Consider the following 23856-nt stretch of genomic DNA (forward strand, 5'->3'; position numbering starts at 1 on the left):
ATATTGTCGAATAGGATAAAAGGAAGAGAAATATTAAACATTGCTTGTAGCAAGCTTTAGTAATTTGGGGAATTCATTGTGTGTATGTTACATCTGAAATGAGGTGAATATATATTATGAAAATATGGGGACGAATTTCGGATACAGGAAAGTATTCAATACCGCTACAACCAGTATTGTGGATTGACGGATCGAAAAAGGAAAACGAATTTCCTCAAGTAGCCGTTACATTACAAATTGGTAGTATGTATACAGAACAGTTTTCGTATGAATTGACCTACGATGTAAACGACATACTTATTATGCGAATTGAAGTGGAAAATAAAGGAGTAGAAATGATTTCGAGAGTTGTTGTAAGTCATATGATTCGAGATTACTTTGCTTATATTCCTAATTCTTTAAAAGTTGATAAGGGGATAAGTGAGTTTTTATTCCAGCTTGTTAGATGGCGAATTGATGATTTGTTACCGAATGAGAAGGTGGAACTACGTTGTAAAATAAAAGCTAATAAAGATAAAGCTCTTAAACAAACATTCTTTCAGGCTACATATACATTTCAAGATAAAGAGATATCATATGGCCCACTGCAAACAAATGAAGTTGTTGTGCGTCAATGATAAAAAGGAACCTGTACAAAAGGTTCCTTTTTTAGTGAAGGTTGTGTTTTTTGAGTATTTTCTTTTGCTCCATTCCTTTTTTTCCTACATAGTTATTTTTGTAGCCAAAGTATAGAATAAATAAAAATGAAACAACATTAACAATAGCGTCGATTTGATCGTTTGTAATAAAGTGTATGCCGAAAGAGGTAAATAATAATTTTAATGATAATAGAAAACCAGCTAGTAAACGCATAGCATCTGATAGATTCTCTTTTTGTAGCATATAGATTACTCCTTTCTATAAAAGTTATATTATATATATGAAATAGAGTAGAAAAGGTATACAAGCTTAAGCAGAAATGTACATTGCATATGTACATTTTTTATTTTGTAGAAAAACATTATTGATATAGAAACATATATTGGTATAAAAGGGGGAAAAGTATGAAACATAAAGGGAAAATTAGTGGATTATTGCTTGGCAATACTGTGGCAGTTACAGAATGGATTGCACTTCAGGATGTAATTGCAAAACTGGATTCACGATCATTTTATACCGTCTTTATTATTTATATATTGCAAATGATACTAAGTTATTATTTTGGACATTGGTACGATAAAAGAGCGAACGAGCGTATGGGTATGGAAGTAGGAGGAATGGCAAGCAATGATTTTGTTGTTGATTTTTTTGGGAAAGTAGCTGCTTTATCTGAAAGAGATTCTCGTAATATTACAGTGTACATTCTTTCTGTAAAAGAATGGGAAGGATTAAAAGACACGTTGCAAGAAAAAAAGTTGGGAGTGTTAGTACAAAAATTAGAGAGTACCATTGTAAAGACAATTCGGAAGGGAGATGTTGTTACAAAGTGGGATGAAAATAAGTACGTTATTGTAGCAATTGATAATGGTCATGAAACATCAACAATAACAAAACGATTAATGAAAAATATTGAAAGTGAAATAGAAGGTGATTTACTCAGTGTCACTCTTTTATTTGGAGCAGCTAGCTATCCAGTAGAAGGAAAAACGTTTGAAGAACTGTTGAGAAAGTCGCAAAATCAATTGTACCAGTATAGAAATTTGCAAGAAAATGAGTGAAGCTTTGATTTGAAGATATATGATAGGAAGATGTTTTATTTGTAACATTTTTTTGACTTTTATTACAAAAAAACGCCACGTTTGTAATAAAAGTCTTTAAAAATATATGAAATAAGCATATAATTATGATGGTAGTGTCAATGCAATTTGCACAGTGTGTTTTATTTTAAAAGTGTAGAGGAAAGCAAGCTCTACACTTTTCCTTTTTAGGAAATGAAAAGAATATTTGTAAGTTGTTGCGAGATATCGATTGTACTGTGTAAAATGAACAAAGAGATTAATTGATAGAAAGCTGGAAAGGGAATGATAGACGTGAGAGCGGAGCGATCACCTTTTATCAGGTGAACTATTATAGTCTTATTAAGACTGAGGTGAAATTCCGTGGACATTAAAGTAATACATAGTGTGAACAGGCCTTAAAAAACACGAAGTAGTATACTTAAAGATGGATATGGAATTGCTAAATAATTCAAAAAGAATAATGTAATATCAAGTAATAATTTGTACAAACAATATTAATGATCTTCGTAAAAAAGATGCGAGTGTATAGAACAATTACATATTTTATAACTTTTTTATATTACACGATGGTCGTTTATAAGTAGGAGGAAGAGATGTTGAAATATAGTAAATTAGCAATTGTAACTGCATTATCAATGATTTTATTAGCCGGTTGTTTCGGTCCGAAACCAGAAGAAGAATTATATGTAGCGTTTGAAAACGCTGCTAAACAAGAAAAAACAATGTTTGAAGATGCAAAAAAACTTGAGACTTTAGAGAAAGAAGGACAAGAATTATATAACCAGATTGTTCAAGAAGGAAAAGATAATAATCAAACTGTTAAAGAAAAACTAAATCAAGCAGTGAAAAATACAACTGAACGAGAAAAAGTGCTTGCAAAAGAAAAAGAAGTTTTAAATAAAGCGCAAGAAGAAGTGAAGTCAGCTGAGAAGTATGTGAAGAAAATTGAAGATAAGAAATTGAAAGATCAAGCTGATAAAGTGAAAAGCACGTATGAGAAACGACACGATTCATTTAATAAAATGTATGACAGCTATGACAAATCTTTAAAACAAGAAAAAGAGTTATATACAATGTTACAAGATAAAGGTACTAAATTAAAAGATATTAGTGAAAAAGTAAAAGTAGTAAATCAATCTTATAAGGATATTGAGTCAGAAAAAGATAAATTTAATGAATTCACAAAGTCTTATAATACAGAAAAAGTAGCTTTTTATAAACAAGCAAATATTAAAATTAAAGAAGAGAAAAAATAAAACAGTTTGGCCTACACTTGGCCAAACTGTTTTATTTTTTTGTATAAGTACGACTATACCATGGAACAGGTTCACTTAATTTTTTTTCTTGTTTTAATGCTTCAGGACCAATATAATCTTGAATTGTTTTTTTTGCCACTGTTAAAGATAAGGTTGTTTTCGGATTTCGATAGGAGGATTCAAGATGACCAAGATGCGGTAGAATTCGAAAATCTTCTTTCGTAGGAGGGATGTGGAAAAAATAATCGCCTAAACGTATAAGGACATCAGATTGTTGTTGGCTAAAACGTGGGTTTCTAGAAAAATGTAATCCTTCTTTAATTGCTTTTTTTTCAGCAATCAAACGTTCTAAAGCTGTCTTTTTTAACCAGTATAAATATTTAGGATTAGTAGCTGCTTTAGCATGACGATTCACAACGAAAATAGATTGAGCTAGTCGATTAATAGAATGTTGGTTTTGTAATTGAGATTGTGGTTGTGAAGGTTTCATATTGAATCTCCTTTCAATTTTTCATTATTATACCATAAATAAAATAGGTATTTATTATACGCAAAAAGTGATTGTATATATTTTCAATATTAAAGCAATATTGTTACAAAAAACAACTATTTTGTATAATAGTAATAGAATATGTTTTTGAAATTTGATAATGAAAGAGTGAGAAGTTTGAAAGAAATATTAAAACAACAGTATGCCATTATAGATATTGGATCTAATACAATGCGTTTAGTTATTTATGAAAAGCAAAATGGAGGTTTTTATAAAGAGATTGAAAATACGAAAGTTGTTGCTAGGTTAAGGAATTACTTAATTGATGGTGTGTTGAATGAAGAGGGAATAGAAGTATTATTACAGACATTATTTCAATTTCAAGAAAGTACAAGATTCCATCAGTTGCATCATGTACTTTGTGTTGCAACAGCAACAATTAGACAGTCGGAGAATCAAGAGGAAATTAAAAAGCTTGTTGAAGGACAAACGGACTTTACTCTTAGAGTATTATCAGAGTATGAGGAAGCGCGTTACGGATACTTGGCGGTTATGAATTCTACATCGTTTTCAGAAGGAATAACGGTAGATATCGGCGGGGGAAGTACAGAAGTTACATACTTTAGAAATAGAGAGATTTTAGAGTACCATAGTTTTCCATTTGGGGCACTTTCTTTAAAGCAACAATTTATTAAAGGGGATATTCCTACTAAAGATGAGTTAGAGGGAATGCAACAGTATTTAGAGTTTCAATTTCGAACGTTACCATGGTTAATCAATAAGAAATTGCCTCTTATTGCAATTGGTGGTAGTGCTAGGAACTTAGTGAAAATCCATCAAAATTTAATATGCTATCCTATAGCAGGATTACATTTATACAAGATGAAAGAAGAAGATATTGAAAGTGTAAAAGATGAATTGGAAAAATTGTCGTACATAGAACTTCAGAAATTGGAAGGATTGGCAAAAGATCGAGCAGATACGATTATTCCAGCGGTTGAAGTATTTCATACACTTGTTAATGTTATAGAGGCACCGGCATTTGTATTAAGTAGAAAAGGGTTAAGAGAAGGTGTTTTCTATGAAGAGTTGACAAAAGATTTGGGGATTTCATATTATCCGAACGTAGTTGAAGAAAGTCTGCATTTACTATCACATGAATACGAAATGGACATGGAATTTGTTATTCAGCTTATTAAACATGGAAGACTAATTTGCAAACAACTTGAGGAAATAGGGCTTATTTCTATGTCAGTAAAAGACTGGGAAGTGTTCCATCAAGCAGCGAAAGTATTTAATATAGGCAAATATATAGACGCAGAAGCAAGTCGTTTACATACGTTTTATTTATTAGCGAATAAGACAATTGATGGCATGATGCATAAAGATCGAGTAAGGCTAGCGCTTATTGCATCGTATAAATCAAAAATGTTATTTAAACAACATTTATCTCCATTTGAAGGTTGGTTTGATAAAAGCGAACAAAAAAAAATCCGCCTGTTAGGAGCTGTTTTACAATTTTCAGCTACTTTAAATGTAAGGCAACGATCGCTTATTGATACCATATCTATAACAGAAAACGAAGAAGGATTAACATTTAAAGCTTTATGTGAAAAATCGGCATTAGCGGAAAAAGTGCAGGCTGAAAAACAAAAAAAACAGTTAGAAAGAGTATTAAAAACGAATATTAACTTGTTATTTGAACTAAAACATTAGGTTGTACGGATGTCTTTACAAAAAATTTACACTTTATAATATTGTAATTTGCTAAAATAAAAGTAACTAAATTATAGTGAAAAAGTTTCAAGGGGAAGTGTGAAGAGAATGGAATTATTGAAGGGGAATGCAGTAAATTTAAATGATACAGCTTATTACAATAATCGAGAGTTAAGTTGGTTAGCATTTAATGAACGTGTCTTACAAGAAGCGCAAGATGCAAATAATCCACTTTTGGAAAGATTGAAATTTATTAGTATTTTTAGTTCGAATTTAGATGAATTTTTTATGGTACGTGTAGCGGGATTAAAGGATCAAGTGAGTGCTGGATTTAATCAGCCAGAAAATAAAGCTGGCTTAACACCAAAAAAGCAATTAAATAAAATTGCGATAAAAGCCCATGCACTAATGACAGTACAATATGATACATTTAAAAATTATGTATTACCAGCGCTTGAGTTAGAGGGAATTGAACGTTTAACATTCAATGATTTGACGAAAGAGCAGCGAGAATTTATAGAAGAGTATTTTGATGAGCAAATTTTTCCAGTGTTAACTCCTGTAGCTATTGATGCATATCGCCCATTTCCAATGTTATTAAACAAAAGTTTGAATTTGGCTACTCTTTTATATGATGAGAAGCAAGCGGAAGAAGAAAACAGGACGAAGTTAGGAATTGTGCAAGTTCCTTCATTACTTGAGCGCTTCATAATTTTACCGAGCGAAGGGCAAAAGCATAAATTTATTTTATTAGAAGACGTAATTAGTAGCTTTACTCATAAATTATTTACGGGATATACAGTATCATCTGTTACTCGTTTCCGTATTACACGCAATGCAGATTTAACGATTCATGAAGAAGGTGCGAGAGATTTATTAAAGGTAATTGAAAAAGAATTAAAAAAGCGTAAGTGGGGGGCTGCTGTTCGTTTAGAAGTTGGGAAAGAACACATTGATGAAAGAGTACTAGCGTTATTATATGAGGTTCTGGAAGTAAAAGATGAAGATGTATATATAATGGATGGTCCATTAGATTTAACATGTTTGTTTTCTTTATATAAAAAACTAGCTCCTTTATATGAACATCTTGTATATCCGGCTCTTATTCCGCAACCACCTCAAGATTTAGGTGATGAAGAAGATGTATTTGAAAAAGCAATTGAGCATGATATTTTATTACATCATCCTTTTGAATCATTTCAGCCGGTAGTTGATTTTGTCCGTGATGCGGCGGACGATCCGAATGTACTTGCGATTAAACAAACGTTATATCGTGTAAGTGGTGATTCACCGATTATTCAGGCGTTAAAGATAGCGGCTGAAAAGGGAAAACAAGTGACAGTATTAGTTGAATTAAAGGCAAGATTTGATGAAGAAAACAATGTTCATTGGGCTAAAGAATTGGAACAGGCAGGCTGTCATGTTATTTACGGTGTAAGTCACTTGAAAACACATAGTAAAATTACATTAGTTGTAAGAAGAAAAAACGGAAAAATCGAAAGGTTCGTACATCTCGGAACTGGAAACTATAATGATGCAACAGCGAAGTTATATACTGATTTTGGATATATTACATCAAGAAAAGACTTTGGGGTTGATGCAACCAATTTCTTTAATTATTTAAGTGGTTATACAACAAAGCCACATTTTCATCATTTATCGGTTGCTCCATTTGATATAAGAGAGCAATTTATAGATTTAATAGATGAAGAAATCCGTTATCATAGGCAATATGGAAATGGATATATTATCGCTAAGATGAATTCATTAACAGATAAACCATTAATTAAAAAAATGTACGAAGCATCACAAGCTGGAGTAAAGGTAGAGCTCATTGTTCGAGGGACATGTTGTTTAAGACCTGGCATTCCAAATGTAAGTGAAAATATTCGTGTAGTTAGTGTTGTTGGAAGATACTTAGAGCATAGCCGTATTTATTATTTCCATCATAATGGGGAGGAGAAAATATATTTATCTTCAGCTGATTTGATGACGCGAAATATGGAGAAGCGAGTGGAAATATCTTTCCCGATATTAGATATTGAAATGAAGGCACGAATTAAGGCGATTTTACAGCTTACATTAGCTGATAATGTGAAAACACGTGAACAAAATAAAGATGGTGATTACTATTATGTTATTAATAGTAGTACAGAAGAAATTGATAGCCAAGTGAAGTTGTTTAAGATGGCATATCAAAATACAGACGCTGAATAATGAAAAAAGTAAAAACCTCTTATGTCAATAAGAGGTTTTTACTTTTTTCTACTCATATGCTCCAAAAATGGAAGGATGAGTAGAAACAATAGTTTTATTATAAGCGTGTAATGAGATGGCTCGTTGAGAGAATAATATTTGAAAGAATCGTTATTTTAACTTAGTAATAGTATGGTTGCTGACATGGTCCACCGTAACAAGGATAAGGTGCTGGCGGCGGGAAAGGTGGTGGATAAGGTGGATAAAATGGTCGAGGGCCGAAAGCTAATGCTCCGCCGAGCAATCCACCAGCAATTCCAGCTAGAAAGGGAACGCCAAAAAACGGGAAGAAGCGTGAGTCGCCTACTGGACCAATAGGTGCTGAACGGACTGGAATTGGTTGATAATATGGATACATGAACATACCTCCTTTATTGGACTCACTTTTATCATATGGTAAACAAAACGTGGATGAGCGCGTACAAGAAAGGATATGTAAGAAAATAGGCGAATTATTACGAATGTTGGAGTGTGAAAATTGTGATTTCAGGTTTTGACATAAAACGAAATGGGACACGTGTTCTTCCCAGGCCTCGATTGACATAGAGAGTTAAATCCTGAATTGTATAGAAGCCTTCAATATAGTCTTTGGCGAGTGAAGGTGTAATAATAGCTCCTAAAAAAGGAATTTGTACTTGTCCGCCGTGACTATGACCAGAAAGTTGCAAGTTGATTGGATATCTAGAAACTTTGGGCGCGATATCTGGTTCGTGAACAAGAACAATGTTATAAGTACTTTGCCGTGCATGCTCTAATGTTTTCTCTATTTTTGGTTTGCCTAATAGTATATCATCGAGACCGAAAATAGAAATTTCACTATTATCCATTAAGCGAATTCTTTTTTCACTATTGAGCAATAGCTCAAATCCTGATTCACGCATGATGTGCTCATAGTATTCAGTTCCATATCCACCGTGATCATGGTTACCATAAATAGCGAATTTACCAAAGGGGGCTTGTATATTTTTTAAAATGGATGCAACGAAAGGAGTGTCAGTATACGTTTGATAATTATCAATGAGATCTCCGGTAAAAAGGACAATATCTGGATTTACAGCATTAATTTTAGAAACAACTTTAGATAAATGTTGAAGCGAGAAATAGTATCCGAGATGTAAATCGCTGAATTGAAGAATTTTCATACCATGAAAACTTTTTGGGATGAGTTGTGATTTTAATGTGTGCTGTGTAAAAGAAATGAAATGGGGCTCTATATATTTAGCATAGTAGTATCCGATGCTACTGGTTATAAATGAATAGAGACAAGTGCGCATACCAATTTTCAAAAAATTTCTTCTTGTAATGTGCTTCATAAAAATATGAGTATACCTCAATGTTTTCATTCCATTTATAGGCTACTCAAATCTCCTTTCAGTTTATTTAAAATATACTTTACATAATAAAAAGTAGTATAGATTACGAAAAAAAATGAATAAAAAGAAAGTTCTTTACGCTAAAATATCAGAAAAGTTTAAAAATATAAAGATTTCTATTAAATAAAGTGATAAAATGAATGTGTATTCATTTTTTGGAGGGGATGTATGTGAAAGAAAAGGTAGTTATTATAACAGGTGGATCGAGTGGAATGGGAAAAGGAATGGCGACTCGTTTTGCAAAAGAAGGGGCACGAGTTGTTATTACAGGACGTACAAAGGAAAAACTAGAGGAAACAAAGTTGGAAATTGAACAATTTCCAGGGCAAGTATTACCTGTACAAATGGATGTAAGAAATACGGATGACATTCAGAAAATGATTGAACAGATTGATGAGAAGTTTGGTAGAATTGATGTTTTAATAAATAATGCAGCTGGAAACTTTATTTGTCCAGCAGAAGATTTATCTGTGAATGGCTGGAATTCAGTCATTAATATTGTATTAAACGGTACGTTTTACTGTAGTCATGCTGTCGGAAAATATTGGATTGAAAAAGGTATAAAAGGGAATATCATTAACATGGTAGCAACATATGCATGGGATGCTGGTCCAGGAGTTATTCATTCGGCTGCAGCGAAGGCAGGAGTATTAGCGATGACGAAGACGCTCGCTGTTGAGTGGGGACGTAAATATGGAATACGAGTTAACGCTATCGCGCCAGGACCAATTGAACGTACGGGCGGTGCTGATAAATTATGGATTTCAGAAGAAATGGCTAAACGTACGATACAAAGTGTTCCGCTTGGAAGGCTGGGTACGCCAGAAGAAATCGCTGGTCTAGCTTATTATTTATGTTCAGATGAAGCTGCGTACATAAATGGAACTTGCATGACAATGGATGGAGGACAACATTTACATCAATATCCATTTTAAAGGGATAAAAAAATGAATATTTGATTCATTTTTTTATGGCTAAATGTGACGGAATTGTGACATATGAAAGAAAAGTGTTTACAAGAGGTCATATATACGTTATATTTAAGACCTCTTTTTTCTTCATAGTAGAATTGCTAATTCCCCTTAGCATTTTACCCCTCTAATCCCTTCAGGAAAACTGAAGGGATTTTTTATTATTTTTCCGTAAATATCATGTTATAATTTTTGAAAAGTAAAGGGAGGGAAGCACGTTGATAGATGCATTAGATGTAATGAGTAACTTGGATAAAGTCCTTCCTTATTATCAAGCTATTTTTAGTGCTGATGAGCATACTGTAATTGGATACGAAGTAGTAGGACGTATTCAAACAGAAGAGGGCATACAAAGTTTAGCTTCTTTCTTTCACGATGATTCGATTCCAAGTGAATTTCAACTGGAAGCGGATAATATTATAGTAGAAAAAGCTTTAAATCGTTATTTAGAAAGCGATCAAAAATTATTATTATTTATACATCGGAATGCTAATGTATTAATGAATGATGATGATGAAAGCTTGCTTCAACTTTTATTGAGGTATGAAGAACAAGGTTTAAATTTAAAACAAATTGTTTTAGAGATTACAGAGCATGAATGTAAAGAAGATATAGAGCAATTTAATCATTTGCTTATGTATTATCGTACATATGGTATTCAAATTTCGATTAATAAAGTCGGAACGGGCACAAGTAATTTAGAGCGTATTAGCGTGTTAGCACCTGATATTTTAAAAGTAGATTTAACGAACTTAAGGCAAACAGCACTTTTACAATCTTATCAAGATATTTTATATTCTTTATCATTACTTGCTAGAAGAATTGGTGCAACTTTGTTATATGAAGAAATAGATGCTTTTTATCAACTGCAATATGCTTGGAAGAACGGCGGAAGATATTATCAAGGTAATTATTTGAAAGAATGTTTACCTGATTTTATTGAAACGAATGTTTTGAAAGAGCGACTAGGTAATGAATGTCATCAGTTTATTCAGCATGAAAAGAAGAAGTTACAAAAAATTTATAATTTAACAGAGATGTTACGCGATCGCATTGGCGATGTTTTATCAAAACAAAAAAAGAATGAAGATATAAATGATTGGTTATTACAATTTAGTCAAAGTGTATCACAGTGTAGTTTTCGTATATTTATTTGTAATGAAGATGGTTTCCAACAATCAGGAAATGTTATGAAAAAAGATGGAGAATGGATTGTGATGCCGGATTATTATATGAAGAACTGGAGTTGGCGCCCGTATTTTCTCGAGAATATCATGAAAATGCGTTTTGAGAATAAGGCGAGGCTTTCAGATTTATATGCAGATATTGAAACGGGAGAAATGGTACGAACATTTTCTTTCCCGATTGATGATGACAACTTTTTATTTATAGATTTATCTTATGAATATTTATATGAAGAAGATGTTTTATTTTAATGCACGAAGAGATTCGTGCATTTTTTGTTTGTTTTTATCATAAATTGGTAATAGTGAAAATGGTGATGAAAATGCTGTCTATCGTTGTAAAGATTTTACGAACGAAATCTGTCCTTTCTTTGCATAATCATTGTTACAATGAATACTACAAAGACAAGTTCTTTTAAAAGGAAGGTGAAAAAATGAGGAAATATGGAATATGGCTTGTTCTATTTGTATGTGTTGCCTTTCTAGTTGGTTATAGTGTTACGACTGTTTTAGGAAAAGAGGAAGTGGAAGTCGATCGGAAAGAAGTATTTACAACGATACAAAAAGGCTATGAAACCCAGTTTTCAATTCGTGGGAAGCATTTGCCGATGAATAAGATGATAGAGACGTTATCACCGTATTTTACAGATAATTTCCTTCAAGTATTTACAGATGAAAATAGCAGAAGTGATAAACAAAGTGGTGAATATTTACTTCCGGCAAAAGAAGCACCGTTTTCTTTTAATTCAGAAACAAAAATGTCGTATGATGAAGAACATAAAAATTTATATGTATATGAGCGGACAAAAAGTGGACAGTATCAAATTGTAACATTGAAAAGGGATCAAGATAAATGGAAGCTAGCAGGATATCATGAAAGTCAGGAACTTTTAACTGAAATAAAAAGGTTGCAACAATTATAAAGTGAAACTTTTAATCAGTGGGAGGGATTACTCTTCCATCTAACTTCTTTGCTGTAGCTAAATTTGGGGTAGGAGTTTTACTACCTACAAATAGCGGGATAAGGATAGGAATAGGTATTTACCTATTCCTATTCTATATTGAGTAGTTGTTGTAACTTTTCAATTTGAAACCCTGCAACTACTTCGCCATCAATTACGACTGTTGGAGTTGAATAAGAATCATAGTCGTATAAAAGACGATTGCGAGCAGCAGCGTCTTTTTTTACGTCAAATTCTTCATATGCAATGTTATTATGCTTCAAAAATTCTTTCACAATAACACAGGGCGGACAATCGGGTTGTGTATAAACCTCAATTTTTTTCATTGTTATTCCTCCTTTTTTCTGTTTTTTATTATATTCTTCCAGTATAAAAACCGCAATAAAGAAGGGGAAATATGTTCTTTCTGTTTTTTCCTTCGCATTTCGACAAATTTTTAGTTGAGTTTCTGGCCAATAACCTTTATCCTAGAGTGTGGAACATTTTTTCTGTTATGACGGATAGAATGAGTATAGCTGTAAAACCTATTGGTAGGAAGATCAGAGAAAGGAGAGATTTCATGTCTCTACTCCAAGGAATTTTAACTCGACTTGTTAGTCTACAAGAACAAGCTGAAAGCGGTGAAGTAGCACAACGCTATTTTGAAGTGAACGGTGAGCGCAAATGTAGCGTGAAATTTTTCGATAAAAGTGAAATGTATGAGTTAGAAGTGTATCAACAAGGTGAAAAACCTCAAGTGTATCAATTCGATAATATCGACATGGTTGCAATTGAGATTTACGATATCATTTCTTGATACATATAAAAAAGGTACTGCCATGTGGCAGTACCTTTTTTAGTTCTATTACTTTCTAGTGGAATGTATAGAAGTTTTTTATTTTTCCTACAATGGTATTAAAATGAAATTTTAATCCGTGCAAGTTTGCTTATCCATGTGGAAAATGAGTCCCGTCAACCGGGTGAATATGTGAAGCTAAACTTCTCACAATCGCTGGGTTCTGCAAATAGCGGGAGAAATATAACTAGGAGGTTATCGTATGGAACGTTTACCAGTTGTGATTTGTCCTAATTGTCAAAGTTCTGCTGAGATTATTCATGTATTAACGGCTCAATCTAATCAAAATGTAATTTATACGTGCCAAGTTTGTCACTTTGTAATTCGAAATATTGAAACGAATAAAGGATAGGAAGTTATAATTTTAGTTTTTGTCCCATACAATGAGAATACGAAAAGTCTGTCTAATTGAAAGGACGTGACTCTGTGGACGGTGCACATAAATTTTACAATGTTTCAGAGAGACATTTAAATTTTGATATGGTCTTTAACCGTATTTGTAGTTTCATTGAAAAGGATCCGCGAAATTTATATCGATTATCCATTGGGACAGACTCACAAGCGCATCAAAAGGATACGAGGTTTATTACAGCAATCCATATTCATCGTGTTGGAAAAGGTGCCTGGGGCTGTTTACACCATAGATCAGTAAAAGATAAGCCGGCAACCTTACGTGAGAAAATATATTTAGAAACGCAGTTTAGTCAAGAAATCGCATGTCTATTTACGCCTACTCATATACAAACAATATGGGAGTTATTGCATCCTTATGCTCAAGATGGGGCTGGATTCATAATGGAAATTCATTTAGACATTGGGAATGATGGTTTAACAAAAGAATTTATTTTAGATATGACAGAAAAAATTCGAGCGATGGGATTAACTGCAAAAATTAAGCCAGATGCTTATGCGGCGTTTAGCTATGCAAATCGATATACGAAATGATTTTTTTGTATGTATACGATTGCTACATATCTTTTAATAAAAACTGAATATTACATCTATTAAATAGGTTGAATTTTTTATATAATAAGAGTAACGATGCGAGTGTAAGGAGAGGGGTATATGCAAAGGGAAGTTGTTTTAACGAAGGAAGAAGAAAGTTTACTACTAGATATTTTATTTCAGCAAAATTACGCAAGTGAAATTTTAGCTGTGGAACTTACAGATATTGAGAATGGTTTGAAACAGACAGATGTGATGCAATATAAAAAAATCACAAGGTTATTTTACAGATTAAAAAATAAAGGGTATTAAGCGCTACCGGAATGGTAGTCTTTTTTTTGTGCTGTATGCTAAAATAGCTGTGTGATTGTATTTTTATTGAAATAAATTTAGGACAAAATAATAATATGAAAACGCTGTCATAAAATGTGAATAGAGTTGTGAACATAAGCAGGAAAAAGGGAAAATGGGGGATGTAATATGATTAGTATTCCGAAAGACGAATTTCAACAAATTCTTGTGAAGGATTTAATGATTTCATCGGAAAAAGTAGCTCATGTCCAAATTGGAAATAGTTTAGAACATGCTTTACTCGTTCTTGTGAAATCTGGATATTCGGCGATACCTGTCTTAGATCCAATGTATAAACTACATGGTTTGATTAGTACTGCCATGATATTAGATGGTATGTTAGGATTAGAACGTATTGAGTTTGAAAGACTCGATGATATGAAAGTAGAGCAGGTGATGAAAGAAGATATACCTGTTCTTAAATTAGACGATTCATTTGCAAAAGCTTTAGAAATGACAATTGATCATCCTTTTATTTGCGCTGTTAATGAAGAAGGCTATTTTGAGGGGATTTTAACACGTCGGGCTATTTTAAAATTGTTGAATAAGAAAGTAAGGCAACATAATCGATAACGTAAGAAAAGTGACTTCATAGAAACGAAGAAGTCACTTTTTTTTCGTGCATATCACTTGTGTATGTATTATATTTAAAAAGACATAAAACATAAGGAAAGTTTGCGCTGGACAATTGTATTTTCTGAATGAAAGCATTCGGGTAAATTAAGGATGAAAAGCTTATTGAAATAAGGTGTATGGAAGCTAAGGAAAGAGGGAGAAAGTTGCAAATTGATGATTTTCAAATGATGGTTGTGTTAGCTCAGGAATCAAATATGAGAAAAGCGGCGGAACGTTTATTTGTTTCCCAACCTGCGCTGAGTCAACGATTACAATCTATGGAGAAACAATGGGGAATGAAGTTTTTTATTCGCTCACAAAAAGGATTGACAATTACACCTGAAGGGGAAAAAGTTGCAAATTATGCTAAAGAAATGTTGCAAAGGGAAGAAGATATAAAAAGTGAGCTAGCTGTTTTCAGAACGGAAACTCATGGAACGTTAAAAATAGCTGTTGCATCAGTTATTGGTCAATATTGGCTCCCTCCTGTTTTGAAAAAGTTTGTGCATAAATATCCTTCTGTCAAGATATCGCTGTTTACTGGATGGAGTAGTGAAGTGCAAAAGCAGTTTTATGAAGGAGACGTTCATGTTGCTATACTGAGGGGAACACAAGAATATAAAGGTCAGAAGCAACAATTATTTGAAGATGAACTGTATTTAGTTGATAAAGAAATAAAAGATATTTCGATGTTAAAAGAAACAAATAGGCCGTTCATTCAATTTAAAAGTGATTCGACTTATTATGGACAAATACAAAATTGGTGGTATGGTTTATTTTCTAATCCGCCTAAGCGAACGATTGTAGTTGACCAAATTGAAACATGTAAACAACTTGTTTTAAATGGTATAGGTTATGCCCTTTTACCTTCTACTGTTTTAAAGGAAGTACAGGAAAATATGTATAAAACACCTGTTCAACTGACGAGAGAAACATGGTTGTTAACAAGTGACTCGGCAAGGCAGTTGAAGCAAGTACAAGCATTTTTAGAAATTATAGAAGAAATTCAAAGGGAAAAATAAGATTATTATCTTGCTACTCGCTCTTTCGTTTGGTAGAGTAACATTATAAATGGATTTAGGAGGCAACAAGAATGAAAATGATGGACGCTAACGAAATTATTTCGTTTATTCAAAAAAGTGAAAAGAAAACTCCTGTAAAGGTATACATAAAAGGGGATTTAAAAGAAGTAACATTCCCTGAAACAGTACAAGCATTTGTGAATAAAAAGTCAGGTGTATTATTCGGAGAATGGTCTGAAATTAAGACAATTCTTGATGAGAATAATAAGCACATCGTTGACTACGTTGTAGAAAACGATCGTCGTAATTCTGCAATCCCGATGCTTGATTTAAAAGGTATTAAAGCTCGCATCGAGCCAGGTGCTATTATTCGTGACCATGTTGAAATTGGTGACAACGCTGTAATTATGATGAATGCAACAATTAACATTGGTGCTGTAATTGGTGAAGGTTCTATGATCGACATGAACGCAGTACTTGGTGGACGTGCAACAGTCGGTAAAAACTGTCACGTAGGTGCAGGTGCTGTACTTGCAGGTGTTATTGAGCCACCTTCTGCAAAACCAGTTATCGTTGAAGATGATGTAGTAATCGGTGCAAACGTGGTTGTTTTAGAGGGTGTTACAGTAGGGAAAGGTGCAGTCGTAGCAGCAGGAGCTGTTGTAACAGAAGATGTGCCTCCATACACAGTTGTTGCAGGTACTCCAGCACGTGTAATTAAAGAAATTGATGAGAAGACAAAAGCAAAAACAGAAATTAAACAAGAGCTTCGTCAATTAAACCCAGAGAAATAAAAAGTAAAAAAAGCGTAAGAGCGTAAATGGGCTCTTACGCTTTTTATAGATAGAGGTGCAAAAATGACAGTAAGCAAATTTATCCAAATTCGTAGAGATTTACATAGAATTCCAGAAATCGGATTTAAGGAATGGAAAACACAACAGTATATTTTAGATTATATAGGAACACTTTCTCATGAATTTGTGGAAGTGAAGACATGGAAAACGGGTGTAATCGTTAAAGTAAATGGGAAAAATCCCCAAAAAATAATAGGTTATCGTGCAGATATAGACGGTTTACCAATTACAGAGGAAACTGGATACGAGTTTGCTTCTATTCATGAAGGAATGATGCATGCATGTGGCCATGATGTACATACAACAATCGGTTTAGGCCTTCTAACGAAAGCTGTGAGCGAAAGAATAGATGATGACCTTGTATTTCTATTCCAGCCAGCAGAAGAAGGACCAGGCGGTGCTCTTCCTATGTTAGAAAGTGAAGAGTTAAAAGAATGGAAACCAAATATAATTCTTGGTCTTCATATTGCACCAGAATACGCTGTGGGGACAATTGCAACGAAAGAAGGACTGTTATTTGCCAATACTTCAGAATTATATATTGATTTAAAAGGGAAAGGTGGCCATGCTGCCTATCCGCATACTGCAAATGACATGATTGTTGCAGCGAGTCACCTTGTTACACAGCTTCAATCCGTTATTAGTCGCAATGTAAATCCTCTTGATAGTGCAGTAATTACAATCGGGAAAATTACAGGTGGTACGGTTCAAAATATTATTGCAGAAAAATCTCGTTTAGAAGGAACGATTCGAACATTATCAGTGGAATCAATGAAGCGTGTGAAAAGCAGAATTGAGTCAATTGTTGCAGGTATCGAAGCTTCTTTCCAGTGTGAGGCGATTATAGATTACGGAGCAATGTATCATCAAGTATATAACCATGAAGAGTTAACGAGAGAGTTTATGGAATTTGTACATAAACAAACTGATATGAATGTTATTACATGTACTGAGGCAATGACGGGTGAAGATTTTGGTTATATGCTTCGAGAAATCCCTGGATTTATGTTTTGGCTTGGAGTAAATTCAGAATATGGTTTACATCATGCAAAATTAAAACCAGACGAAGAAGTGATTGAAAAGGCAATCACATTTTTAAGCCAATATGTAAAGTGGAAAGGGAATAGAAAATAAAACTTCCGCTCTCTTGAAGGTTCCAAAAAACTTTTTGTTCTGAGGTGTAAGTAACGCTCGTATAGATTGATTTTAGACATTTACATACAAATGGAAGAATTAAAGTTAATTGTACTGTTTTAATAATGAGCAGGGGGTTTAGCCACTGCTCATTATTAATTATTTGACTAACTTATATATGTTTACTTTTAGTATGAAAAGTGTGTAAAATCAATGTGAAACATAGAAAAAAGGGTGGGGAATTACGTGCAAATTAGCAGTGCGATTTTATGTTTCGTCTTATATGCGTATGTTATTATTGCGGCGGTTTATTTTGGGATAAGTTTTTATGCCTATCGTCTAGTAGATAATAATGAATATGACGAAACATACAAATGGGTGAAGAGATATTTATCACCTGTACTAGAAATTATGAATGGGTTTGTGCTCTTTTTATTTATTGGATTAATTGCTTTCTCAACGAGTTTAGTAGGGAATAAAACTACGTTATTTGTATTGGGTATCATTATTTTTATGTTGTTAGGAATAAGGATTGGTAATACGGTCTTTTGGAATGAAAGAAAAGTAGATGGTTGGACGGGAATGTTAATTCCGTGCATGTTAGCTGCAATCGTGACAAATATAGAGCATGAATATTATCAATTACATTTTTGGCTTATTATCGTTTTAACAATTCTTTCTGTTTTGTATATAAGCACAGTAGTACTAACATATATTGCACATGAAAAAGGAGATGTTAAAGGCACTCGTTTCTTTAGAGGACGGGCATTATTTTGGAGTGTGCCGACGATGGCAGTTATCGCGCTTATTGCGATATTAGTAAATGGATATCAATTTTCTAATTGGCAACTATTTTTAGAAAATTGGTGGATCTTTATCTTTTCGTTTATTGCTTTTTTAGGTGCAACGCATTATTTATTCCATCAACATCATTACATATGGGCGTTGTTATTTGCATTCACACAGCTTCTATTTGCCTTTTTTGGTCAAGAAACATTATTATTCGTTTTTGAAACATTTAGTTCTTTTGGAAATATATTTGTATTTGCTATGCTACTTGTTGGTATCGCTTTTTACTTGCAACAATATTTTTATATACAAAAACAAAAATAAGAGCTAATCATAGTTTTTGTGACGCATATAAAGTGTGTTACACTGAAAATAAATAGTACTTGAAGTTATTGGAGGAATTCTTGTGGGTGAGAAAGAAAAAGAATTTGCTGTCATTGGACTTGGTCGCTTTGGTGGAAGTATTTGCCGAGAACTAGCTCAATTAGGCATGGAAGTAATGGCAATCGATTCAGATGAGGATAAAATTAATGAATTTGCAAATATAGCTTCGCATGCTGTAATTGCAGATTCAACAGATGAGATGGTATTAAAAAGCCTTGGTATTCGAAATTTTGATCACGTAGTCGTTGCTATTGGAGATAATTTAAATTCAAGTATTTTAACGACTTTGATTTTGAAAGAGTTGGGTGTAAAAAATATTACTGTAAAAGCTCAAAATGATTATCATGAAAAAGTGTTAAGTAAAATAGGTGCAGATCATATTGTGCATCCAGAACGTGATATGGGAAAAAGGATTGCTAATAATATTGCATCAAGCAATGTGCTAGACTACCTTGAGCTTTCAGATGAGCATAGTATTGTAGAGATTATTGCGAATAAAAAAATTGATGGGCACTCTTTAATTGAATTAGATATTCGTGCGAAGTTTGGATTGAATATTGTAGCAATTAAACGAGGTAAAGAAGTTATCGTATCCCCTCGAGCTACGGAGAATATTCAAGCAGGAGATATATTAATTGTCATTGGTCATGACGATGAAGTGGATCGATTTAAACACTTTTTAAGATAAGAGAAAAGAAAAGGACAATGCCTTCATGGCATTGTCCTTTTTCTTATATTTCCATAATGATTGGTAAAATCATTGGACGACGTTTCGTTTTCTCATATAGGAATGGGGCTAATGTGTCTGTAATTTCATTTTTAATTTCAGACCATTGTGTTGTTTTACGCTCCATTACTTTTTCTAAATGAGTTGTAATTAATGTTTGTGCATCATTGATTAAATCGCTGCTTTCACGCATGTAAACGAAACCGCGTGAGATGATATCAGGTCCTGCTGCAACTTTAAATTCTTTCATATCAATGCTTACAACTACAATTACAAGTCCTTCTTCAGAAAGGATACGACGATCGCGTAATACGATATTGCCAATATCTCCAATACCGTTTCCATCAATGTAGACCGAACCAGATGGGATTTTTCCAGCTACGCTAGCTTCATCCGAACGTAAAGCAAGAACATCGCCATTATCCATAATGAAGCAATTTTCTTCAGGGATGCCACAATCATTTGCTATGTTCATGTGCATACGCTGCATACGATATTCACCATGAATTGGCATGAAGTACTTCGGTTTAATTAGACGTAACATTAACTTTTGTTCTTCTTGTCCACCGTGTCCACTTGTATGGATATTTGAAAGTTTCCCGTGAATTACATCAGCGCCAGCGCGGTACAACATGTTAATTGTACGACTTACGCTAATTGTATTTCCTGGAATTGGTGAAGAAGAGAAAACAACTGTATCTCCAGGAATAATTTGAATTTGGCGGTGTGTACCATTTGCAATACGTGAAAGTGCTGCCATCGGTTCACCTTGACTACCTGTACATAAAATAACAACTTTATTAGCTGGTAAGCGGTTTAATTGAGATGCATCTATGAATGTATCTTTCGGGCAACGAATATAACCAAGGTTTTGTCCAATTTCAATCGCTGCTTCCATACTTCGACCAAACACAGCTACTTTACGGTTGTTTTCAACAGCAGCTTCAACAACTTGTTGTAAGCGGTGGATATTTGATGCAAAGGTTGCAAATATAATCCGTCCTTCTACTTTACGGAAAATGTCTTGAATGCTATCACCAACGCGACGCTCAGACATAGTAAAGTTTGGAACTTCACTGTTCGTACTATCAGATAATAGACATAGTACGCCATCTTTACCGATTTCAGCCATTTTTGTTAAATCAGCTGGTTCACCAACTGGTGTGAAGTCAAATTTGAAGTCACCAGTATGAACAACTTGACCTTGAGGTGTTTTCACAACAACGCCGTACGAATCTGGAATACTGTGAGTTGTACGGAAGAAGGATACAGACGTTTTTTTGAATTTAATAACGTCATCTTCTTGAATCTCGTAAAGTTTTGCTTTACGAAGTAAGCCGTGTTCTTCTAATTTATTTTTGATGAGTGCAATTGCTAATTTTCCGCCGTAAATTGGAATGTTCACTTGACGTAATAGGTAAGGGATTCCGCCGATATGATCTTCGTGACCATGTGTAATGAATAACCCTTTAATTTTATCTTCGTTTCGCACAAAATAAGTGTAGTCTGGTATTACATAATCGATTCCGAGAAGTTCGTCCTCTGGAAATTTAATTCCAGCATCAATTATAATAATTTCATCTTGAAATTGAACAGCGTATGTATTTTTACCGATTTCACCAAGCCCACCGAGAGCAAATACAGCAACTTGGTCGTTTTTTAGAAATTTCATATCGCTATACGATTTCCGCTAATGTTAAATCAGCGTTTTCTTTTTCATATTCAAGATGAGCGCCAGTAACAGACTGAACAAACTCGATATTATATGCGAACTTATTTAACTTTGTACGAACATCCTTTTCAGACGTAGCCTCTAAATATAAAACTTTTGTATTTTCACGTACTGGAACCTCAGTTAATTTTTCTTGATAAAATACTTTAAAAATCATTTGGAAAACCTCTCCTTGTCTATGTTTTGCATTATCTGTTACTTATTATAAAGCAAACAGTCACGATTTTCATGTTTTTTCGAATGAGAATGAAGAAAAAGCCCGAAATGGGCACAATTTAAGCGATTGTCTTTTTACGGACTAGACCGTTTAAATAACGCTTGAGCTTTTTCTTCAGCTTCTTCAGCATGATTACTCCTTCCTTTCCTTATTTTAAACATGCCTATTACTAGTGAAAACTCTATCTCTGATATAAGAGATAGGACAAAAGTGAATGGTGAATCTTGTCCTTTCCCATACAGTGAAAGTTATTCTATAGTAACGATCAGTAGCCGTTAGTTATAGGTATAGTATGAGGAAGAATGGAAAAGAAAATTCATCCGAACAAGTATCTACATGTTTTACTAATATATATATGCAAAGTTTACAAATAAGGTCAGAAAGGGAACGCTTTCTTCACAGATGTTTAATATGTTATACTTTTTTTTAGAATTTGAAAAGTGATATTCAAAATAGGAATATAGAGTCCCAGAAAGGATTTTGACAAATGAATGATAAAATTGTCTTTTTTGATATTGATGGAACATTATTAGATCATGATAAAAAAATTCCGCAATCTACACGAGATGCAGTAAAACAGTTACAAGAAAAAGGTGTACATGTAGCAATTGCGACAGGGCGCGCGCCATTTATGTTCGAAGATATTCGCAGGGAACTTAATATACATAATTATGTTAGTTTTAATGGACAATATGTTGTCTTTGAAGATGAGGTAATATTTAATAATCCGTTACATCCAGATGCTTTACATAGGTTTACTCAGTTTGCAAAACAAGAAGGATATCCACTTGTATATCTTGACCATCAAGATATGAGAGCATCAGTGGAATATCATGATTATGTGAAAGAAGGCTTTGGAAGCTTAAACTTTGAGCATCCAGCATATGAGCCTAATTTTTATGAGGAACGTAATATTTATCAAACACTACTTTTTTGTGAAGTAAATGAAGAGGAAAAGTTTATTAATCATTATCCAGATTTTCATTTTATTCGTTGGCATGCATATTCAATGGATATCATTCCGAATGGTGGTTCTAAGGCAAAAGGAATTGAGAAATACATTGAAAAGTTAGGTTTTAATCGTGATCAAGTGTATGCATTTGGAGATGGCTTAAATGATTTAGAAATGATCGAAGCCGTTGGCACAGGTATTGTGATGGGAAATGGCCATGAAGACTTGAAAAAACTTGCAAATCATGTGACAAAGGATGTTAATGAAGACGGTATATATCATGGACTAAAGTGGGCTGGATTGCTATAAGTGAATATGGAACCCATTTCATAATAAAAAGGCGGAAGATTAACTTCCGCCTTTTTATTATTATCGCTCTAGAGGTTTGGAATCATCAGGAGCGGCAAAAGGATTTTCTTTATTGATATGGTCATAGAACATAACGCCATTTAAATGATCAATCTCGTGTTGGAATACGATTGCTGGTAAACCTTTTAAACGTAATTTTACTTCTTCTCCGTTAATAGAAGTTGCTTTTACTGTAATTCTTGTATAACGAGGAACATAACCAGGTACTTCGCGGTCTACAGACAGACAGCCTTCACCACCCTGTAAATATGTACGTTCAACAGAATGGCTAATGATTTTTGGATTGAATAATGCATGGCTATATAATGTACCATCCGCATCGGTTACATGAACTGCAATCATTTTTTTTGAAACACCGATTTGCGGAGCCGCTAATCCGATTCCAGGGCGTAAACTATATTTTTCAGCCATTTCAGGATCTTGGCTATTTATTACGAATTCAATCATTTCTTTTAAGGTAGTTGTATCTTCTTCGCTTGCCGGTAATGACACCTCTTCTGCAACGTTGCGCAAAATAGGATCTCCTTCGCGAATAACATCTTTCATTGTAAGCATATGTAATCTCTCCTTTCCTCTTTAGTCTACCAAAGGAGATGGAAAAAGTCATCGGCAAGAAAGGGAAGGCATTTTGGAAATTGTTCTATTATAGAGTAGTTATGTATGTGATAAAAAGAAAAAGACGGCAAAGCCGTCTTTTTCTTTCCATAGTTGTTTCGTTTTACATTAGCGAATGCAAGCAGCACCAACGATAATTAAAAGAATAAACAACACAACGATTAAGGCGAAGCCGCGTCCAGACCCGCCACAAGAACCGCCATAACCGTAGGAAGGATATGAACAAGTTGGATAGCAATATGAGTATCCGTACATGAGATGACCTCCTTTATCATTTCCCGCTAATACTGCGGTTACTATAATGTATGGAAGAGAGGGTAGAAATGTATAGGTATTTACCTAAAAAAGGAAGAGTAGTTTGTATATTTTTGTTACGAAGAGAGAAAAAC

28 protein-coding genes are annotated in these 23856 nt (G+C 33.7%); 19 read left to right on the plus strand and 9 right to left on the minus strand.

The features are described from left to right. The first annotated feature begins 116 nt into the window (after nt 1–116). Nucleotides 117–617 (plus strand): hypothetical protein, encoded by a 501-nt coding sequence (locus ACK1U5_RS19625; RefSeq protein ID WP_000708120.1) that lies wholly within the window; start codon nt 117–119, stop codon nt 615–617. A 31-nt stretch (nt 618–648) separates the two neighbouring features. On the opposite strand, the gene ACK1U5_RS19630 is transcribed toward ACK1U5_RS19625, so the two are convergent. Then, the gene (locus ACK1U5_RS19630; RefSeq protein ID WP_000939448.1) at nt 649–882 is read right to left on the minus strand and encodes an SPP1 phage holin family protein; all 234 of its coding nucleotides are present in this window, start codon (nt 880–882) and stop codon (nt 649–651) included. Nucleotides 883–1043: 161 nt separating this feature from the next. Here ACK1U5_RS19630 and ACK1U5_RS19635 point away from each other — a divergent pair, with 161 nt between their 5' ends. Together ACK1U5_RS19635 and ACK1U5_RS19640 are read left to right on the plus strand one after the other, a co-directional pair. Continuing rightward, on the plus strand, nt 1044–1697 hold the full coding sequence (locus ACK1U5_RS19635) for a diguanylate cyclase domain-containing protein (RefSeq protein ID WP_000680811.1): 654 nt from the start codon (nt 1044–1046) through the stop codon (nt 1695–1697). Between the two features lie 614 nt (nt 1698–2311). Further along, on the plus strand, nt 2312–2974 hold the full coding sequence (locus ACK1U5_RS19640; protein WP_000922484.1) for a YkyA family protein: 663 nt from the start codon (nt 2312–2314) through the stop codon (nt 2972–2974). A gap of 31 nt (nt 2975–3005) precedes the next feature. Here the strand turns inward: ACK1U5_RS19640 and ACK1U5_RS19645 are convergent, their stop codons facing one another. Further along, complete coding sequence (locus tag ACK1U5_RS19645; RefSeq protein ID WP_000804862.1) at nt 3006–3464, minus strand: YkyB family protein; 459 nt, start codon at nt 3462–3464, stop codon at nt 3006–3008. Between the two features lie 141 nt (nt 3465–3605). Between ACK1U5_RS19645 and ACK1U5_RS19650 the strand changes: the two genes are divergently transcribed. Together ACK1U5_RS19650 and ACK1U5_RS19655 are read left to right on the plus strand one after the other, a co-directional pair. Further along, the gene (locus ACK1U5_RS19650) at nt 3606–5180 is read left to right on the plus strand and encodes a Ppx/GppA family phosphatase (RefSeq protein WP_069604913.1); all 1575 of its coding nucleotides are present in this window, start codon (nt 3606–3608) and stop codon (nt 5178–5180) included. 108 nt (nt 5181–5288) lie between these two features. Next, a complete protein-coding gene (locus ACK1U5_RS19655; RefSeq protein ID WP_000421677.1) occupies nt 5289–7397 on the plus strand; it encodes a polyphosphate kinase in 2109 nt (702 codons plus the stop codon). Between the two features lie 160 nt (nt 7398–7557). On the opposite strand, the gene ACK1U5_RS19660 is transcribed toward ACK1U5_RS19655, so the two are convergent. Together ACK1U5_RS19660 and ACK1U5_RS19665 are read right to left on the minus strand one after the other, a co-directional pair. Further along, nucleotides 7558–7794 carry a hypothetical protein gene (locus ACK1U5_RS19660; RefSeq protein WP_000283738.1) on the minus strand — a complete coding sequence of 79 codons (237 nt, stop codon included), beginning with the start codon at nt 7792–7794 and terminating at the stop codon, nt 7558–7560. 97 nt (nt 7795–7891) lie between these two features. After that, the gene (locus ACK1U5_RS19665) at nt 7892–8749 is read right to left on the minus strand and encodes a metallophosphoesterase (RefSeq protein WP_030027732.1); all 858 of its coding nucleotides are present in this window, start codon (nt 8747–8749) and stop codon (nt 7892–7894) included. A gap of 230 nt (nt 8750–8979) precedes the next feature. Here ACK1U5_RS19665 and fadH point away from each other — a divergent pair, with 230 nt between their 5' ends. The 3 genes from fadH (at nt 8980) to ACK1U5_RS19680 (ending at nt 11887) form a co-directional block, all read left to right on the plus strand. Next, on the plus strand, nt 8980–9744 hold the full coding sequence (gene fadH, locus ACK1U5_RS19670; RefSeq protein ID WP_000660913.1) for a 2,4-dienoyl-CoA reductase: 765 nt from the start codon (nt 8980–8982) through the stop codon (nt 9742–9744). A 254-nt stretch (nt 9745–9998) separates the two neighbouring features. After that, complete coding sequence (locus ACK1U5_RS19675; protein ID WP_000564306.1) at nt 9999–11216, plus strand: EAL domain-containing protein; 1218 nt, start codon at nt 9999–10001, stop codon at nt 11214–11216. Nucleotides 11217–11398: 182 nt separating this feature from the next. Beyond that, nucleotides 11399–11887: a DUF3993 domain-containing protein gene (locus tag ACK1U5_RS19680; protein WP_001233804.1), complete on the plus strand. Its 489-nt coding sequence runs from the start codon at nt 11399–11401 to the stop codon at nt 11885–11887. A gap of 128 nt (nt 11888–12015) precedes the next feature. On the opposite strand, the gene ACK1U5_RS19685 is transcribed toward ACK1U5_RS19680, so the two are convergent. Next, nucleotides 12016–12252 carry a glutaredoxin family protein gene (locus ACK1U5_RS19685; protein ID WP_000717870.1) on the minus strand — a complete coding sequence of 79 codons (237 nt, stop codon included), beginning with the start codon at nt 12250–12252 and terminating at the stop codon, nt 12016–12018. Nucleotides 12253–12485: 233 nt separating this feature from the next. Between ACK1U5_RS19685 and ACK1U5_RS19690 the strand changes: the two genes are divergently transcribed. The 10 genes from ACK1U5_RS19690 to ACK1U5_RS19735 all read left to right on the plus strand — a co-directional run bounded on the left by ACK1U5_RS19690 (nt 12486) and on the right by ACK1U5_RS19735 (nt 19543). Next, on the plus strand, nt 12486–12722 hold the full coding sequence (locus ACK1U5_RS19690) for a YkuJ family protein (protein ID WP_000055151.1): 237 nt from the start codon (nt 12486–12488) through the stop codon (nt 12720–12722). Between the two features lie 241 nt (nt 12723–12963). Beyond that, on the plus strand, nt 12964–13113 hold the full coding sequence (locus tag ACK1U5_RS19695; protein WP_000440540.1) for a hypothetical protein: 150 nt from the start codon (nt 12964–12966) through the stop codon (nt 13111–13113). 74 nt (nt 13114–13187) lie between these two features. Then, complete coding sequence (locus ACK1U5_RS19700; RefSeq protein ID WP_000348489.1) at nt 13188–13706, plus strand: ribonuclease H-like YkuK family protein; 519 nt, start codon at nt 13188–13190, stop codon at nt 13704–13706. 120 nt (nt 13707–13826) lie between these two features. After that, a complete protein-coding gene (gene abbA / locus ACK1U5_RS19705) occupies nt 13827–14018 on the plus strand; it encodes an antirepressor AbbA (RefSeq protein WP_001188692.1) in 192 nt (63 codons plus the stop codon). A 168-nt stretch (nt 14019–14186) separates the two neighbouring features. After that, nucleotides 14187–14630 (plus strand): cyclic-di-AMP-binding protein CbpB, encoded by a 444-nt coding sequence (gene cbpB, locus ACK1U5_RS19710; protein WP_000623579.1) that lies wholly within the window; start codon nt 14187–14189, stop codon nt 14628–14630. Between the two features lie 179 nt (nt 14631–14809). After that, on the plus strand, nt 14810–15694 hold the full coding sequence (locus tag ACK1U5_RS19715; protein ID WP_001987174.1) for a LysR family transcriptional regulator: 885 nt from the start codon (nt 14810–14812) through the stop codon (nt 15692–15694). A 71-nt stretch (nt 15695–15765) separates the two neighbouring features. Further along, complete coding sequence (gene dapD, locus ACK1U5_RS19720; protein ID WP_000783241.1) at nt 15766–16488, plus strand: 2,3,4,5-tetrahydropyridine-2,6-dicarboxylate N-acetyltransferase; 723 nt, start codon at nt 15766–15768, stop codon at nt 16486–16488. 63 nt (nt 16489–16551) lie between these two features. Next, the gene (locus ACK1U5_RS19725) at nt 16552–17682 is read left to right on the plus strand and encodes an N-acetyldiaminopimelate deacetylase (protein ID WP_000218664.1); all 1131 of its coding nucleotides are present in this window, start codon (nt 16552–16554) and stop codon (nt 17680–17682) included. Between the two features lie 246 nt (nt 17683–17928). Beyond that, nucleotides 17929–18795 carry a cytochrome c oxidase assembly protein gene (locus ACK1U5_RS19730; protein WP_001167321.1) on the plus strand — a complete coding sequence of 289 codons (867 nt, stop codon included), beginning with the start codon at nt 17929–17931 and terminating at the stop codon, nt 18793–18795. An 82-nt stretch (nt 18796–18877) separates the two neighbouring features. After that, nucleotides 18878–19543, plus strand: coding sequence for a potassium channel family protein (locus tag ACK1U5_RS19735; RefSeq protein ID WP_000504032.1), 666 nt, complete (start codon nt 18878–18880; stop codon nt 19541–19543). A 43-nt stretch (nt 19544–19586) separates the two neighbouring features. Here ACK1U5_RS19735 and rnjA read toward each other — a convergent pair whose 3' ends face one another. Both rnjA and ACK1U5_RS19745 read right to left on the minus strand, forming a co-directional pair. Further along, entirely contained in the window at nt 19587–21254 is a 1668-nt protein-coding gene (gene rnjA / locus ACK1U5_RS19740) for a ribonuclease J1 (protein WP_000670377.1), read from the minus strand. A gap of 4 nt (nt 21255–21258) precedes the next feature. After that, nucleotides 21259–21471 (minus strand): DNA-dependent RNA polymerase subunit epsilon, encoded by a 213-nt coding sequence (locus tag ACK1U5_RS19745; protein ID WP_000576435.1) that lies wholly within the window; start codon nt 21469–21471, stop codon nt 21259–21261. A 547-nt stretch (nt 21472–22018) separates the two neighbouring features. On the opposite strand from ACK1U5_RS19745, the gene ACK1U5_RS19750 reads away from it, so the two are divergent. After that, nucleotides 22019–22792 (plus strand): Cof-type HAD-IIB family hydrolase, encoded by a 774-nt coding sequence (locus ACK1U5_RS19750; protein ID WP_000998279.1) that lies wholly within the window; start codon nt 22019–22021, stop codon nt 22790–22792. A 60-nt stretch (nt 22793–22852) separates the two neighbouring features. On the opposite strand, the gene def is transcribed toward ACK1U5_RS19750, so the two are convergent. Then, nucleotides 22853–23407: a peptide deformylase gene (gene def, locus ACK1U5_RS19755; RefSeq protein ID WP_000957048.1), complete on the minus strand. Its 555-nt coding sequence runs from the start codon at nt 23405–23407 to the stop codon at nt 22853–22855. 168 nt (nt 23408–23575) lie between these two features. Continuing rightward, nucleotides 23576–23722: a YjcZ family sporulation protein gene (locus ACK1U5_RS19760; protein WP_000274562.1), complete on the minus strand. Its 147-nt coding sequence runs from the start codon at nt 23720–23722 to the stop codon at nt 23576–23578. Nucleotides 23723–23856 lie beyond the last annotated feature (134 nt).

The organism is Bacillus sp. XB1 (assembly GCF_053557995.1).